General features: G+C 52.0%; 10 protein-coding genes. 1 reads left to right on the plus strand and 9 read right to left on the minus strand.

Features of this window, described 5'->3' with window-relative positions:
• Positions 1-134: 134 nt before the first annotated feature.
• Entirely contained in the window at positions 135-1,082 is a 948-nt protein-coding gene (locus C7Y71_RS08440) for an IS30 family transposase (RefSeq protein ID WP_151908877.1), read from the minus strand.
• A gap of 143 nt (positions 1,083-1,225) precedes the next feature.
• Here C7Y71_RS08440 and cas9 point away from each other — a divergent pair, with 143 nt between their 5' ends.
• The gene (gene cas9 / locus C7Y71_RS08445; protein ID WP_193215886.1) at positions 1,226-2,134 is read left to right on the plus strand and encodes a type II CRISPR RNA-guided endonuclease Cas9; all 909 of its coding nucleotides are present in this window, start codon (positions 1,226-1,228) and stop codon (positions 2,132-2,134) included.
• A gap of 138 nt (positions 2,135-2,272) precedes the next feature.
• On the opposite strand, the gene C7Y71_RS08450 is transcribed toward cas9, so the two are convergent.
• The 8 genes from C7Y71_RS08450 to C7Y71_RS11870 all read right to left on the minus strand — a co-directional run bounded on the left by C7Y71_RS08450 (position 2,273) and on the right by C7Y71_RS11870 (position 16,309).
• Positions 2,273-2,911, minus strand: coding sequence for a thymidylate synthase (locus C7Y71_RS08450; protein WP_111899430.1), 639 nt, complete (start codon positions 2,909-2,911; stop codon positions 2,273-2,275).
• Positions 2,912-2,936: 25 nt separating this feature from the next.
• Positions 2,937-3,767, minus strand: coding sequence for a DNA adenine methylase (locus C7Y71_RS08455; protein WP_111899431.1), 831 nt, complete (start codon positions 3,765-3,767; stop codon positions 2,937-2,939).
• Positions 3,768-3,832: 65 nt separating this feature from the next.
• Positions 3,833-4,075, minus strand: a complete 243-nt coding sequence (locus C7Y71_RS08460; RefSeq protein WP_111899432.1) for a hypothetical protein — start codon at positions 4,073-4,075, stop codon at positions 3,833-3,835.
• A gap of 214 nt (positions 4,076-4,289) precedes the next feature.
• The gene (locus tag C7Y71_RS08465; RefSeq protein ID WP_151908871.1) at positions 4,290-4,541 is read right to left on the minus strand and encodes a hypothetical protein; all 252 of its coding nucleotides are present in this window, start codon (positions 4,539-4,541) and stop codon (positions 4,290-4,292) included.
• Complete coding sequence (locus C7Y71_RS08470; RefSeq protein WP_151908892.1) at positions 4,538-7,144, minus strand: hypothetical protein; 2,607 nt, start codon at positions 7,142-7,144, stop codon at positions 4,538-4,540. The genes C7Y71_RS08465 and C7Y71_RS08470 overlap by 4 nt, the downstream gene beginning before the upstream one ends.
• Positions 7,145-7,162: 18 nt before the next feature.
• Positions 7,163-11,245: a hypothetical protein gene (locus C7Y71_RS08475; protein WP_111899403.1), complete on the minus strand. Its 4,083-nt coding sequence runs from the start codon at positions 11,243-11,245 to the stop codon at positions 7,163-7,165.
• A gap of 70 nt (positions 11,246-11,315) precedes the next feature.
• The gene (locus tag C7Y71_RS08480) at positions 11,316-11,789 is read right to left on the minus strand and encodes a hypothetical protein (RefSeq protein ID WP_111899404.1); all 474 of its coding nucleotides are present in this window, start codon (positions 11,787-11,789) and stop codon (positions 11,316-11,318) included.
• 2 nt (positions 11,790-11,791) lie between these two features.
• On the minus strand, positions 11,792-16,309 hold the full coding sequence (locus C7Y71_RS11870; protein ID WP_193215887.1) for an SHOCT domain-containing protein: 4,518 nt from the start codon (positions 16,307-16,309) through the stop codon (positions 11,792-11,794).
• Positions 16,310-16,319: the final 10 nt, after the last annotated feature.

Raw genomic sequence — 16,319 nt, forward strand, 5'->3', positions numbered from 1 at the left:
ATTATAAGGCCTTATTGTGATAAGATGTAGGAATCTTACACTGCAAAAGTAAAGAATAAATCTGAATAATCAAACAAATTGAAAAAATAATAATAAAAAATACTGAAACGTAGATTCAAGTAGCAAGTGCAATATTAGTCTAAAAGTTTGTAAAATTCGTTTTTTGGGTTATTAAAGTTGAGTTTTTTTCTTGGTCTGCTGTTAATTTGCTTTTGTACTTCCATAAGATATTTGTCTGTGTATTGTTCTAAATTCGTTCCCTTAGGTATATATTGTCTGACGAGTTTGTTGTAGTTTTCTACACCTCCCTTTTCCCATGAGCTATAAGGGTGTGCAAAAAAGATTTTCGTGGAGAGTTTCTTTGCCAATTGACTATGCCTGGCGAACTCTGTTCCATTATCTGTAGTAATAGTGAGTACTTGTTTCTTGTAAGGAATCAACATTCTGTATACTGCTTCTTCCACGCCTTTTGCCTCTTTTCCATCAGGCAGCCTTTTGACCATCCCATATCCAGTACGTCTCTCGTAGAGTGTAACTAGCGCTCCTTTCCCATCCTTACCGACTATGGTGTCCATTTCCCAATCTCCGAAACGCGTGCCGTCTGCCTCTTCCGGCCTAAGGTCTATACTCACGCGGTCTTTTATGGGAATCCGTTTTCCCTTGTCTGTCTTCCGTCGCTTCTTCATTGCGTGACGGCAGAGTTTCCAAAGCATCCCTCCGCACTTCCTGTCGGTTCTGATGAATGCGTATATTGTTTCATGGGAGACGCATTCGCGCCCTTGTCTCTTTATATACCCGCATATCTGTTCGGGCGACCATTTCTTTTGCAGCAGACTTATGACTTCCCGCTTAAGGGCGTGTGTGAATCTTCGCGGTTTCTGAAGACGCGTCTTGCGGCGGTCTGCTTCGCGCTGTGCCTTTTCTGCATTATAAACCTTGGCACCGCCATTTCGATGGATTTCCCTGTAAAGGGTGCTTTCGTTCACCTCTATGAGGGCGGCGATCATCTTTTTGGTCAATCCTTGCTTTAATCCGTTCTGGATTGTGTACCTTTGCTGCGAGGTTAGCTGTTTATATTTCATATGCAACACAAAAGTAGTTAATCTCAGGGAGATGAAAATCTCCCTTTTGCTTTTATGTTGCTACTTGATGTCTCTGACTTACCTTTCAATCAGTGAATCCCACAGGACGAGTCTTGCACTTCTTATTTGAATTTAAGAAAACTATGGAAAAGATATTGGGCATAGACACTGGTACTAACAGCCTGGGATGGGCTATTGTTGAAAAAGAAGGCGACGAATATCGTCTTTTGGACAAGGGTACAAACATTTTTTCAGAAGGTGTTAAAATAGAGAAAGGAATAGAGTCCTCAAAAGCCTCAGAACGCACGGGTTATCGCTCTCTCCGCAAGCACTATTGGCGGCGGAAAGTGAGAAAGATCAGGTTGTTGACCATTTTGGTGGAAAACGAGCTTTGTCCTAAAGTTTCTCAAAAAGCGCTTCGAGAGTGGCGTCTGAAAAAGAATTATCCCATGGATGATGATTTTTTAGGTTGGCAACGAACAGATGAAAAAGAAGGTAAGAACCCCTACCATTACCGATATATATGCCTGACAGAGAAACTAGACCTTTCTAAACTCTCTCAAAGGTATATATTGGGTCGTGCCTTGTACCACCTGAATCAGCGACGTGGCTTCCTGAGCAATCGAAAGGAATCAACAGCGGAGGTGGACGGAAAGGTAAAGACAGATATTGCTTCTTTATCTGATGATATAGAAAAGGCTGGTTGCTCTTATTTGGGAGAATACTTTTATAAGTTGTATCAGCGTGGCGAAAAAATAAGAAAGCATTATACGGCAAGAAAAGAACACTATCTAAAGGAATTTCATGCCATCTGTGAGAAACAAGAATTAGATGCGTCACTTGTAGAAAAATTGGAAAAAGCCATTTTCTTTCAGCGCCCCTTAAAGTCGCAGAAGGGTACTGTCGGTAAATGTACATTCGAAAAGGATAAACCACGTTGTCCTTCTTCACATCCGCTTTTTGAGGATTTCCGCATGTACCAATTTATCAATTCTATAAAAATAGAATATTACGAGGGTGAGTGGCGGCAACTGACAGAAGAGGAAATATAATCCGCAAAACGAAATGTTCCGAAAAAATAAAACGACGCGTTTCGCTCCGCAAAACGAAATGTTCCTTTTTCGGGTTCCCCCCACAACGAAAAAACGCCTCAGATTTCTCTGGGGCGTTTCCTTTTTCTCCATGTTGTTTCAAACGTTCAAATCAAACTTCACATTCTCGTCGCCATCAAGCAGTTGGCGTGTGCGTTCCTGGTTGTTCTCGTATATGTGTACGTTGCCAAGGTTCAGCGTTATGCTTTTCAGAGGCAAATCTATCTGCCGAGCCATGAGGTAGAGATGGTAAATGTCAGCCGGCAAGCCAAGGTTCGCGTCGCTGCTTCGCTGGTATGCTGACAGTACCAGTTCCCCGTCGTCTATCTGGAACTGCACGAGGCTCAGGCATGGGGCTTGGTTACTCTCTGCACCAGTCTCGCCGAGGAATAGCACATAGTTCTTGCTGTTTCGCTTCTCGCGGTTTATCTTCGCAATGAGGGGAGGCAGTTTTTCAAAGTAGGTCGGGTAACTGTTCACCAGGACAGAACCGCAATAGTCCCACCAGTTGATGCCCACGTCGCGGTATCGTTCCACGTTCCGCTCACCCTGCATAAACAGTTGCAGTTCATTCTTCAGTTTCTTTCTGGCTATGCCGTGGCTCTCGAATATGTCGAGCAGGTCTGCAGGGGTCAGTGACAACTGTTCATTGAGCAGGTAGCGGATATTCCCTTTTTTGTTCGTCTGGGTCTTTCCTTTCTCCAGAACCTTGCCCAGTATCTGGTAGTATTTGTTCATCGTTCAAACGGTATTAGAATCTTGTTCAAGCGGCTTTCGTATATAGCATGATGTCCGTGTAGGACGCGCTGTAATTCATGTGGGCATTGAATTCCCGACGCAGGCAGTTCTCAAACGGGTTGCCCAGTTCCGGATGCTTACCCATCCAGTCGCACAGTTCAACGATAGAAGACTTGTTGGAGGTGAAATAGATAAAGCGGTGGCCGGCAAGCACCGTCAGCACATCGAGATAGTCAGACAGTTTCCAGTACATCTTGTAGGTCTTGGAATCTGTGCTCAGATAAGGAGGGTCAACCAGGAACACAACGCCTGGCACATCCTTGTATTGGTTGAACACCTCCCTGTAGTCGCAGGAGGTAATAGTCAGGCCGTCGAGGTAGTCCAGACATGGCTCATAGTCTGTTGTTCTTATATTATTATATAATGTCTCCTTCTCCAGATCCGCGAACTCGGTGGCATATTTCATGGAGAACATTATCGATGAGGACAGCGTAACATAGTCAATGTAGCCGTAGTCGCGCTCATATTTGCGGACACATGACAACAAACGTTCCTTTGCCTCTCCCAATATGGGCTTGTGGCGTGGCACGTCCACTATCTCCCTCAGTTCTGCCAGTAGCACATTGGTTACGGGCAATGCTTCCAACCGCTGGCAGTAGCCGTCAAAATCGTTATATACTACAGTGGAATGCGGCTTCTGGCACTTGGCTATGTGAGATAACAGGCCAGAGCCGCCGAACAAGTCCACGAATGTCGTACCGTCAGGGAACTGCTGGAGAACCTTGATGTACTCCTTGGCAAACATCCGCTTCTGACCCTGAAAAGGAAGCGGTGCCGATAGATATTGCTTTCTCATTGTCTCGAAATTTGGTACTGCAAAGGTAGGTGTCTCATTAAAGAAGCAATATAATTTACCACAAATCACACTGCACCGGCCGTGCAGTCAGTCTTAAACTTCTTGATGATGTTGTACACCTTGCGCTCGCTCACCTTGTACTTGTCAGAGAGCAGTGCCACGATATATGTCATCTTCTCGCCTTGCCTTTGCATCTTCATATAGTCAGCATAAAGTTCCACATAACGGCAGTCGCTGGGTTTGAAACCTACAGAAATAAGCCTGTCGATAGATTCTTTTTGGAAGTTTAATATCTCAAATAGTGTCATTTTCAATATAATTATGTATCTTTGAACCGTCCTACTTTTAACACGTAAAAAACCACAAGTGCGGCAAAGAGCATAAGCTACCCAGCTGCGCACTTGTGGCGTTAATGTGTTTATTAGGAAGTAGGACGTCTAATTAACAGGCTGGGGGCTTTTTCTATGCCCGCCCCCAAGGGCTTAGTCAGATAACATTCAACCGGAAATATCCGGGTTGTATTCAACTAAAAATCAACGCATGGATGGACCAGCCTGCCGCAGTTCCGAGCACAGTCAGTCCGAAATCAATCCAGTCCCAAGCGGTGATACGCTTGTTGTACATGCAGTCTTTGTATTCCAGCGCCCCTGCCGTGCAGAAACCAGCAACCAAAGCCATATACCAGCCGTTGCTGACCAAACCAAGCACCATGCCGCCAAGCAGGTGCAGGTATCTGTGGCTTGTTTTAAGCCATTTCAAAATCTTTCTTATCATGCTAAATGTATTGATATTTTCTTGCTTACGCACATCTCAGTAAATTCCTGCCATGTCGGTGACGCTTCCTCGTCCGCGTTCCATGCTGTATATATGCCAGAAGGAATGCGCAGATTCTTCTCGTAAGCAGTGCCGGCATTTTCGACGATGAAGACAAGGCTCTCACGAGTTAGTTTGGGGCTTTTGCTAAAATCAAGCGTGCCGTCCGTCTCATGTCCCGTCCGTATGTCTTTCTGTGCGTCGAAGCCTTTGAGGTAGCACTCCTCGAGGTTACCGCAATTAAGGAATGCGTTTCCGAAGCCAGCGTAGTTCGTCACCCTGCTCACATCCAAGTACTTCACCACCCTCAACGCGGAGCAGTTGGCGAAGCCTGCAGAAAGGTTGCTCACGCACAGCAAGCCGCTGGCATGGTACGGCGAATAGAATACTTCGAGCGACTTGTTGCCGTTCGCCATTGAGTTTGCAATAAGCGGAAAAAATTTGCTATGAATGCCGGTATATGTATATATCCGCCTGTTGGTCTTGCCGGCATAGGGAGAGCCCAGCGCACCAAAGAGGCTGCCCGCACCATTGATGTCCACGCCTGCGCAGATGACCTCCATGTCAGCCGCACTCAAGCCGGTTACCAGGTAGTCGTTGCCTACCTTGTGCATACGCCACGTTCCGGTCAAGGTGTCATAATCCGCACCATGCGCTGCGTAGCGCGTTTTCTGCCGCTGCAACGTACTGTACACATTCTCCACGATAACCACATTACCGCCATAGTCAGCTGCGTTGTCAACAGACGTACACTCGACTGCAATGGTTCCGGTGGTAAGCGTGGTGCGTATGCCGGTGCTGTTGCCCGTGGCATGGCAGCCTTGGCAGAGCATGGCGGTCTGTGCGCCCGACGTCGCCGCGCCCTGTGCCGAGAAACCCGTGCCCTCGCGCGTGCTGCCCGTCCAGGCATGACCCGGCAGGTTCTTTCGCGCAGTAACCCCGTAATAACTCGCCCGTCCGCCGCTCGCCGGCGTACAGCCGTTACCGTTGTATTCATAAAGCCCGCCGCGCGAGGTCACTGCACAATGTTCGTGGCAACTCTCCCCGTCGTCCGAATTGTCGTGCGCCCAGCAGTCTTCCAGCACGATGTCGGAAGGGGCAGCGGACGTGCCGTGTCCGTTGAAGCCGTCGTTCGAGCAGCCGAATGCCTCGCAGCGGCGCATGAGGAAGTCGGTCGTGCCGTCGTAACGCACCGCACCGGCAGCGTTCGTCATGCCCACACTCACGTTTTCCAGCATGCCGTGCATGCCGCCCAGCAGCAGCCCGGAATAGAGGAAACGCACGTTCCTCACCTCAATGCTGCCGCCTTCGGAGGCTGCAACGGTCCGGCGCGGAATGACGACAGGGTGCGTGGCAAGGTCGGTGCCGGCAGCTATGGAGAAATAGAGCGTCGTGCCGCTCACGTACCATTTCAGCACGTCCGCACTCTCTTCTATCTCGGCTATCGACGCAGCAGGATAGATGCGCGTGGAGGGCAGGCGGTGCGTCGCGCCTTCCTGCACGGGGTGCACCTCGTCCGGAGCAATCGCCGTTGCCGCGTCAGCCACATCGTGCTGCCAGAGATACGTGCCGCGCACGGGCGGATTGTCGATGGTGGCACTCATCACACGCGTGTAGCCGCTCATAGCCGTTGCCGCCGTCACGCGGTAGCAACTGATGATGCGGACACGCCCGCTGCCCGTCAGCCTGCCGTAGTTCGAGAGGTCGAGCGGCAGGTTGTAGTAATCGCCCGCGAGCATCACGAGTTCGCCGTCCGGTGCAAGCAAAGTGTTGGCCCGGCGCAGGGTCTGCACGGGGTTGCCCTTGCTCAGTCCATCGTTCTCATCGCTGCCCTCCGGCGAGAGGTATATGCGGTGCGCAAATGGGGTGGCACTCACGATGTCTGCATGGCACACAATTTTGTCGGTCTGCACCACGAAAGTACGCAGAGCATTGAACACCGCTAACGTAGCCCCCAAAGGCGGTACGAGTTCATAGTCGACCTCACCGGCGGTGCAGTTCACGTAGCCCACCACGTTATTATCGTCATCGAGCCATACCACGATGGGGAAGAAAGATGTAGCAGTATCGGCTACCAACTTGACATGCAGCATAAATCTCTCCACGCCGGCTACAGACATGGGAACTGTGTGCAGATAGGCACTGCTGGTGCTCACACTCCCGTCCGCACGCATCAGCCCCGTCTCGGTGAACACGTCATCAGCAAAGTAGCGATAAATACGGCGGCAATGGCTCCGCTCCATGGCTTCCAGAACTTCTGTCGCCTGCGATGCTGCCGTCTGGGCAAGGCCTGCTTTCTCATTGGCATTCTCGGCTGCCGTTCCGGCTGTTGCTGCTGCTGTCTCGGCCAGCTCCTTTGCCGCCATAGCCGCAGTAGCCGCCGTTCTTGCCGGGGAGCCGAGAAGACTTACCGGCACAATCACCAGTTCCGTACCCCGAAGGGCTGGCAATGTGTTGATACCGTCCAGGGTCTGCACCCTCGCCAGTTCCGTCACGTCCTGGCTCTCGGATTGAATCTGTGCAATAATCTCCTGCTTCAGTTCTTGTTTCTCTTGTTCTGTCATGTTGATGGAATTTTATGGTTAATCTTGCATGTTGATTATTCTCGCTGTAAACTCGGTCGTAAAACCGTCTATCGTAGCAGTGCGGGCAGGGTCATACACCAGCAGCACCTCCACCGTGCCGCCCTGACCGATTTCAATGTTCGTCCAACAGCCACCGTTCCAGTGCGTAATCAAGGGATAGTCCTCCGAGTTCCAAGGGGTGTTGTTGCTGCCGTCCGGCAGGCTGTTACGCCCGTAAATGTAAAAGTTCAGCGAGCCGAGGTCGGAGGTAACGATAAGTCTCACCGCAAACGGAGTACTCGTGCCGATGCTCAGCGCATTGCGCACGGACGACAGTCGCGGAAGGGCTATGCCGGCATTGGCCGCCGAGCAGTTCACGATGATGCGGTTGCTGTCCGCCAGACCCACATCGTATATCTTGTTCGCCTGGCTCACGGCCACTTTCTTGAACTTGTAACCGTCGATAAAGCCGTTCAGGGCACCGTTGCCGGTACCGGCGAATGCAAGGTTCGCGCTCCTGGAATTCCTGATGTCGAACAAAATACCATATTTCGGCAGAAGATTGTCTCCGGTGTCAACTAGGCGGCACAGCATGGGTTGCCCCATACTGTTCCACGTGCCGAAAATGGCCTGACGATCCGTGTCGTTGAAACCAATCATGCTGTCATAGAGGAACAGACCGTTCGTGTCATCGTGAATGACCGGCTGCAAATTGCCGTGTTCGTCCTCCTCGTAGGTCACGCTGCCCACGCCGATATGGTCGTCGGCTATCACAAATCCGCCGATATAACCGCTCTTGGAGTCGATGCTGCCCGCAAACTTACCGTTAACGGCCTCAATGCTGCCATCTGCCTTAATCCTGAAGTTCCGGTTCGCTGTCACCAGTCCCTCCAGCGCGATGTTGTCGGCAGTAAGCTTAATCACGGTGCGGGTCTGCTCATGCCCCTCCCCATCAATATAGGTCTCCTGTACGCCTACACCTATCAGTGCCAGTCTGCCGTCAGGTCCCTGAGCGTAGATGCCCGTGCCGTTCGCCTTTACCATAATGCCGCTCTCGGCAAGCACGTTGCCGTTCTGGTCGAAGTTCTGGGCGGATAGCTTAATCAGTTTCTCGCTCTGCTCAAAGAGCGTCCGGTATTTATACGCCAAGGCCTCTGTCTTGTCAGTGCTCAGAATGAGCATACACAGGAAGATGTCACCCGTGAAACTCAGCTTGAAGTCGCCCGTGCCGTTCCAAAGGCCGTCGCAGGTGTACTGCTTGTAGCCGTCGGTCACAGCCAGTTGCTCCTCCACGTCTATCGGGTTGAAGTTCTCAAAACCGGTCTTATCCACATTCTCGAACCTTACCCTCAGCGTGCCGGCACTCGCACAGCGGTAAAGGAAACTCAGATACACAGGCTTAGCCGCTTTCGTGCCGTCCGCGTTCGTCTCCATCGTCGGTTTGCTTCGTAGGCTCGCATTCTTCTGGATGATATACTTGTTCTTGATCCTGACCACCACGCGACCGTCGTCCTTCGTCACGCTCACACCGTCGCCTTTCTTCGACAGCAAGTTACGGTTGGCCCATATCCATTGGTTGCCAACGAGCCAGAACAAGGTCTCGTTCTCCGTCAGCCACTTACTCAGACCCTCGTCGAAACTAGGATTGTTCAGATAGCCTTTCTCCTGGGCGAAGTCCTGGCGGAGCGCACTCATGCTGCTCTCGATCTTGCCTTCCGTTATCTCGAACTTGGTCTTGATGTCCTCGCCCGTCGCAAGCAGGAACGTGCCGCGCAGGTAGGCGTTGTCGCTGTACAGGCCGTTGCCCTGCGGCTGGTTGTCTGCCGGGAACCAGTCATCATTGATGCCGTCCAGGTTGCCCAGACGCGCACGCAGGCAATCCGTGAAGTTCTTCGCCTTCACGCCGTCCATCACGTCGATTCTCGGCTGGCCGTCCTCGGTGGCGGATATGAGTATCAGGTTCTGGCGAAGGGGGTTCTCGCTGTTGCCCATCAGCACGCACTCATCGGCTGCTGCAGGAAGGCTCGCTTCAAACTCGCTCTTCGCCACCAGGATGCTATTGCAGGCAACAGCAGCCACCTCCACCCAGTACGATTTCAGGTTCCCGCCGGTGAAGGTCTGACAGCGCATAAGGTCATGTGCCTGGAAGGTATTCTCTTGCTCGAAGGTGATCTTGTAGTAGCCGTCCAACTCCTCCACGGTCTTTATCTTGCCGTTCGCCGCACTCACCACTATCTGACCGCCCACGCTGCGGATCTTCTCAACCAGCAACTCAAACACGGTCATCACCTGCCGAACCGTCAGTTTGTCAATGGTCAGGTTTGCCAGCTCGTTCTGGTCTATCCACAACTGCCAGCCCTCACCGCCAAATCCGTCCACAAACCTTGCGCTGCGCAACAACTGGCGGACAACCAGCGTCAGCAGTTCAGCATTGCCCAGACCATCTATCCTGCCGCCTTCCTCACCGGCCTCAAAGTCGCCGATGTCGATGCCCTCGTCGAAGATAATCTTCTTCTTAGCACGGTCAGCGTTGTTCTTGCTCAGGAACTCCTTGTGGCTGCGTCGCGCACTATACAGGTTGTTGTCCGTAGGACGTGTTGTGTCCCAGCTTCTGATGATGTCGGGAACATTCACGCTGCCTACCAACGTACCCGCGTAGTTCTTCACGTCACTGATGGCATCGTCTATTTTCTCCAGCGTCCGCGTCGAGAGGGCATCGCTTATTTCCAAGTCCATCTGACTGGGCAGCGTCACCTGTCGACTGATTCTTGTAATGCGACTTGCGCGATAGCCTGTGTCAGGAAAATACTCCTGGCTCTCCAGACGGATTCTGCGACCTATATACAAGTCCACTCCCTCATCCTCTATCCATACATGATCGGTCGGGGCCTTATAGCGTGACACATCAAGGGCGTGCTTCCTGTTGTATTCTTCCACCGCACTCTGGAACTCACGCTCTGCCAAACCGTAATACTCGTCCGGCATCCTGATATTCCAAAGGATGTATCGGTCATTAACCTCGGGTACCAGTGTACCACCTGGCAACTGTGTGTCGTCATCGTAGGGCCATATCGTGATAATCTCGAACTCCCTGGTCTCGCTGTTATAGTTCACCTCGAAATAGTGGTCATCGTCCACCCCCAGTCCGGCAAGCTCGCTGCCTTCCTGGAAACTCACATGCTTTACCAGTCCACCTATCTCGTAGTCATTGGGGTCAAACGTCAGACTGTTGTCCTTGAAATAATAGATGGTGAACGGATTGCCGTCGCTGTCCTGCACGTTCTCACTGCGCACGGAACTAATCACGCCTACACGACGCGGATAGATGCCGGAGAAGGCTTCCTGCTCGTAGTGGTGGATGACACCGTAGCGTTCTGCGTTCACATCCACATACTTCACGCCGCCAGGCAACTGCAATCGGCTTGCGCCATATCTCTCAGGATCAATATTCCTGCTACTGCCTATCGGGAAAAGGCGCGTGTAGAACTTGGCATTGTCGGCCACGTCCCTGTCAAGGCTGGTCAGACCGGCACCGTAGGCCAGTGCCAGTTCCTCGCCATGCTCACAGCGGCACAGGTTCACAGTTTCACCCTCTATCCACCATTCCACACCGACGGCTTCAGCAAGTTCTTTCAATCCCTCGTCGCAGTATTTGCCGGTGTAGTCTATGACAACGTTGTCCGTGCCTTCCACCGTGCCGACCTTGAAATTGGTCGTGTGGTCCATGCCGTCGTTGATGTTCTGAACAATAAGGCACATGTGCTCTATCGGACGGGCGGTCAGCGTGAACACTGCTTCATTGGCATCGTCCACCGTCTTCAGCACCAGAAAACGCTTGATCAGACTCTCAATGCCGTACAACTTCACGTTGTATTCCCATTCCACCGTGCTCTTCTCATTGGGAAGGTATTTCTCAACAGCCCAGTAACGCTCACCCTCAAAGTCCACATAGTCGTTCACGTCAATGCTCACATACTCGTAGAGCGTGAACGAAAGGCTCAGCACGTTGTCGCCCTGAATCTCCTTGTCCTGGGTGCTCGTGTCGTTTGGCGAGAGCGCTGTCTTCACACTCCCCGTCTGGTCGTATAGCGTAAGAAGCATATTCTAATCGTATTATAATATCAGTCCAATTAAAACCTCAATTGTCAATTCTCAACTCTCAACTCTCAACTTAAATTATCGGGTTAGGCTCCCTGAACTTCACCTTGTAGCGGCTCGCCTGCACACCCTCTTTCCACAGGTACGTCAGCGGACGGTAGGCACTGCTCTCTACATAGAACACGCGCAACGTAAGGTTCAGTTCCGTGAACGTGATATTCAGCCAGCCGTTAGTGCCAGCCTTCAGGAACTGGATAAACTCCATGTAGTTCTGCAGCCAGTCGCTTTTCGTGGCGGCATACTGTGCGAAGTGGAGCGTCACGTCGCGCTCCTCATTCGCCACAACCAGACTCTGGGAATAGCGTTTGCCGTTCTGCTCCCTGATATTCACGCCGACATGCCCTTTTACCTTGCTCGCCGTCATGATGGCGGTCAGGTTCTCCCGACCGCCTTTCTTCTCCTCCGTCAGGAACACGCCGTACTCCTGCCAGATGTCGGTGCCGTTCACCAGCACCTGACCGCTCAATATATGTTGTCCTGTTGCCATCGTTATTTCATTTTTAGTCCGTCACGTATCATTTTCTTGATGTCTTCCTTTATCTCACCCAATGACTGGGCACTGCTGCCTGTGTTCGTTGCTATCTGGCGCAGGTGGTCACCGGCCTCGTCCATCTGACGGGTCACGTCGGTCAACTTGTCGTCCATGCTCGCCCAATGCATCTGACCGCTTACGAACAGTCCCTCCAGTTTTCCTGCCTGGTCCTGGCTCATCGTAGTGAAGGCACCGGCCTTGCCGCTCTGAGTTACCCCGCTGTTTTCCTCCGTGGCTTTCACGATACCCTCCGTCCGCAGGGTCTCAATGTCGCGCTTCGCACTCTCCACATAGCCATCATACTCGGCTTTCAGGGCATCCAGCCTTTTCCTGTATTCCTCGTCGGTAATCTCGCCGTTTGTACGGGCTTCGTTCAGTTTTGCCAGATTCTCATACCACTCCTCCAAGTTCTTCTGGAATTTCGCACCCACGAGGTTGTTCACCGCCATCCTGTTCACCATCTTCTGCCAGTTGTCCGCGATATTGTCCATCACTTCCTCGCTGCCGTCGGCAAGGTCGTAGAGGGAACCGAGAAAGTCGTCAAAGACATTCTCCTTCGTCGTGGTCGTCAGGTTCTCATACAGGGCATCGGTTATCTCCTGCAGTTTGCCGGCTTGGTCAATGTAGGCGTTCAGTTTTTCCTGGACTGATTCGCCGTAGGGTCCTTTGCCTGTGTCGGCTATCAGTTTCCACATGTCAACATTGCTGCGCAACATCTTCATCTCCTCCGGGCTCAGGTCCCACAGGTCGCCGTTCCACTGCCTGCCTATCTGACCGCTCAGACGGGCTATCTGCTCTTGGCTGAAACCATCCCAGTAGTAGTTCCAACTGTGGTGCGCACTGTGATAGCCGGCTTGCGCCTGTGCTATGCTCTTGTAGTTGGCGTTGGTCTCTTCCTGTAACTGCCGGGCGCGCGTTGAGGCATCAATGGCCCTCGCGCCACGCGCACTCTTCATTTCGTCTGTCAGGTCTTCGATGGCTTGCTCCAGCAACTCGTTGCGCTTCGTCAGTCTGTCTATCGTCTCTGCCACCTCTGCGGCATTCGAGTTCGTGAACCAGTCGCTCACGCTGCTGCTCAGGGCTCCGAAGGTCAGAATGTTGCCTATCCTGCCTATCACACCGTCCAGCAGACCGCCCACGCCGTTCACCACGATACTCTCCAGCACCTTGAAAAGGTTCTCAGGCAGGTCGAAGATAGCGTCTATCAGATTGCCCACGGCATCCAGTATGCTCACCACAAGGTCATCTATCCAGCGCAGACTGATCAACTCTGTTAAAGCGTCGAGAATACCGGTCACGAAGTTCTTGATGGCACCCACCAAGTCCAGAATCAGACGGGGAATCTGTGCTACGATACCGATGACACTGCCAAGGCCGCTTGACAGCAGGCCTTCGATGCCGCTGCCGATACTGCCCAGTGTACTGCCGATGGTGCTGCTCAGCTTCGTGCCTATCGTCTTTGCCATTCCGTCGCCCATCTGGGGCAGAATACTGTCAAGCGTTCCTTTCAGTTGGTCAATGCCGCCAACGGCGCTCTGGATGTTGCCGAAGCCGTCGGCACCTGTCCAGCCCTTGGCATTGCTCAGGGCTGTAGTCAATCCGCTCGTGAAGTTGGCCACCTCTTCGCTCGTCCGGTTCAATGCTCCGCCGAAGGCTTCCATGTCCTCACGGGCCTGCGCTGTCGCGTCACCAAGTTCCTGGGCACGTTGCTCTAATGCCTTATACTCGTCTGCAGTAATCTCACCGGCATCCAGACGCTTCTTTCCTTCATCACGGGCGCGCACGGCTGCGTCTTCCTCTCTCTTCGCCTTGTCGTAGGCGGCGACGGCTGCCGTGAAGTCCTTGATGGCTTTATCAAGAGCCTGCCATGTCACACTCTGGTCCGTACCTACATACTTGCGCATCTCCTGAATCAGATCCGTCACCTTCTGCTGGGTCTCAGCGTCGGCATTCTTGTACTCGTCGGTCTTCACCCATGCCTGCAGCTGCTCCATCATCGGTGCCATCATTTCCTTCGTCAGGTCACCCACACCGCTAAACAGCGCGTGCCAGTCAATACCGCGAGATATATTTTCAAAGGACAGGCTCGCTTCTCTCTGGAGTCTTTCCTTATTCAGTTTCTTCTTTTGCCATTGCTTGGTGGCTTCGTCGGCTTCCGACGCCTCCACGTCCGCAATCTTCTGTGCGTACTCCTCGGCAATTGCCAGCTTCTGCTGCTGGTAGGAGCCGTATTCCTTCAAATACTCCACCATTGCCTGGGTCTCTGCACGGCGACGCACACGTTCCAGTTCTGCCTCCTCCTTGTCTATCTCTGCCTCTCCGTTATCTAACTTGGATTGGGCTAATTTCCGGGCTTCTTCCAGTGCGTCTGTCTGGGCTTTGGTCAGTTTCCCCTTCTGTGCGGCGCTCCAATCCTTTTCAAGCGCGTCAAGTTCCGCTTTCTCTTCGGCATAGTCCAGACGTAACTGGGCGCGTTTCTTCTTAGCACCCTCTGCCATCTGGTCTATCTCTTCCTGGCGGTTCTTGGCTTGTAATTCTTTAAGTGCCTCGGCGCGGTCTTTCTCGTCTTTAAGGTCATTGCCGCTACCATTCCCTCCGCTACCATTCCCTCCGCCATTCCCTCCGCTACCATTCCTTCCGGAACCGCTGGAACTTCCGCCACCTCCGCCACCGTTGTAACGGAAACGCGAAGGAATTCTGGAAAGTGCCACAGTAGCTTTCTGTTGCGAAGTTTCTGATTTATCGCGATAATAATTTACCTCTTCGTCCAGACCTTTTTTAAGTTCCTTATTAGTTTTTATGGCTTCTCTATTACGATCGGCATTGACTTTATCTGCACCAGACTGGTTCAGGCCAGATCTGATTAATCCGGGATGCATTGGTGAGTTTATGGTGCGATGATTGTAGTCTTCTTCAGTTAATCCGGCAGCCTTATGTTCTTCATCAGAAACTTTATCTCCCGGTTTGGCTGTGGTATAATAATCACCTGTCGCGCGGGACTTCACTCTATATTCCCATTTCTGAGCACGTTTAATGATGGCTTGTTTGTAAAGGTCGCTATAAGCCTCTGCCTCTGCAACCGCCCTAAGTGCTTCTATTACTTGTGGAGCCATATTCACCAAAACCTGCTCGGCATCTGACACTGAGTTTACGTTAAGCCCCAATTCATGGAATTTGTTGGCGTTTTCCTTTATCCATTTGTTTTTCTCGCTCTCGGTCTTCAGACGGCTCCATTGCTGCTGAAGGGAGCGATATTTGGCCTCTACATTTCCTGTAGCCTGTCCGAGAGCGTTGGACATGTCTTCCTGCTGTTTTCTCAGTCGCTCGCCTTCCTCCCGTTGGCGTTTCTCTGCTGCAGTCGCTTCATTGGAGCCGGTAGTGAAAGCCACCAGCGCACCGACCACGGTCAAAATGGCTGTAGCCAACAAAACATAAGGGTTGGCATTCGCCACGGCATTGAAGGCTGCCTGAGCTATGGTCGCAAGTTTTGTTACAATAACACCGCGACCCTCTGCAGCGGTTCTGAGGGCAATGGCGGCAGCATGGGCTTTCTCCTGAATGGTGCGGATACCCAACATCAGGGAACTCTCTTTCTGCAGGTTGTTCTGAATGACCGTCAGAGCATTGCTGATGGCAAGTGTTGCCTGCAGTTTTGTCTGTATATTAATAAGGTCTTCCTGCTTTGCACCGAACATCTGAAATACACTCGTAGCCGCTCCGGCAGAAGAAGCGACCACGTTCAGACCTTGCGAGATAGCATCGAAGGTCTTGGTGTCCGAAGCAGAGCCACGCACCTGACGGTTTACGTCGTCCATCGCATCGCGGAGGTCTCCTGCTTTCCTTACGAGTTCCTCCAGTTTGCGCTTCAATTCCATGCCGGCTGCGGAGTTTCTTTCCGCATCAGTCATACGACGATATTCAAGTGTTGTTGCTGCAATCTCGTTCGTCAGCTTACGCAGCTGTGCCCTCATGCTCTCCACCTGCTGGTCCGGGACTTCAGTAGAGGCGTTCTCCACGATGGTGGGTATTAGTTTCGCATTGTTCTGAATGGAATCGAGGGCTTCATTAATCCATGTCTCCACCGTCTCCATCTCTTTTCTGGTCGATTCGGCCAAGGCCGTGTTGCCACTTTCCAATGCCGAGCGTAGCATTTCTTCCATACTGCGGAGTCTTGTAGCCTGTGCCTCAATGAAATTCACATTCTGCTCACTCGACTTCATAAGCACACCGGCTGTGTCCTTTTCTGATACACCCATTGATTTCAGGGATGCCGACATCTTCTCCACAGCCTGGCGCAGACCACTAAGTTTGCTGCTATATTTGTCGGAAGCTCGTGCGCCCTCCTCTCCGCTCCGGCTCAGAATCTCGCGAACACGACGGGAGGCATCAAGCAGTTGTTCGATACCTTCACGACTTTTATCGACTCCTTTCGACAAGCCGTCCTTCATCAGGAACTCTACCTCTACTGGTTTCATGCTTATTTGT

Origin of the sequence: Pseudoprevotella muciniphila, from assembly GCF_003265305.2 — a bacterium.
Classification (GTDB): domain Bacteria; phylum Bacteroidota; class Bacteroidia; order Bacteroidales; family Bacteroidaceae; genus Alloprevotella; species Alloprevotella muciniphila.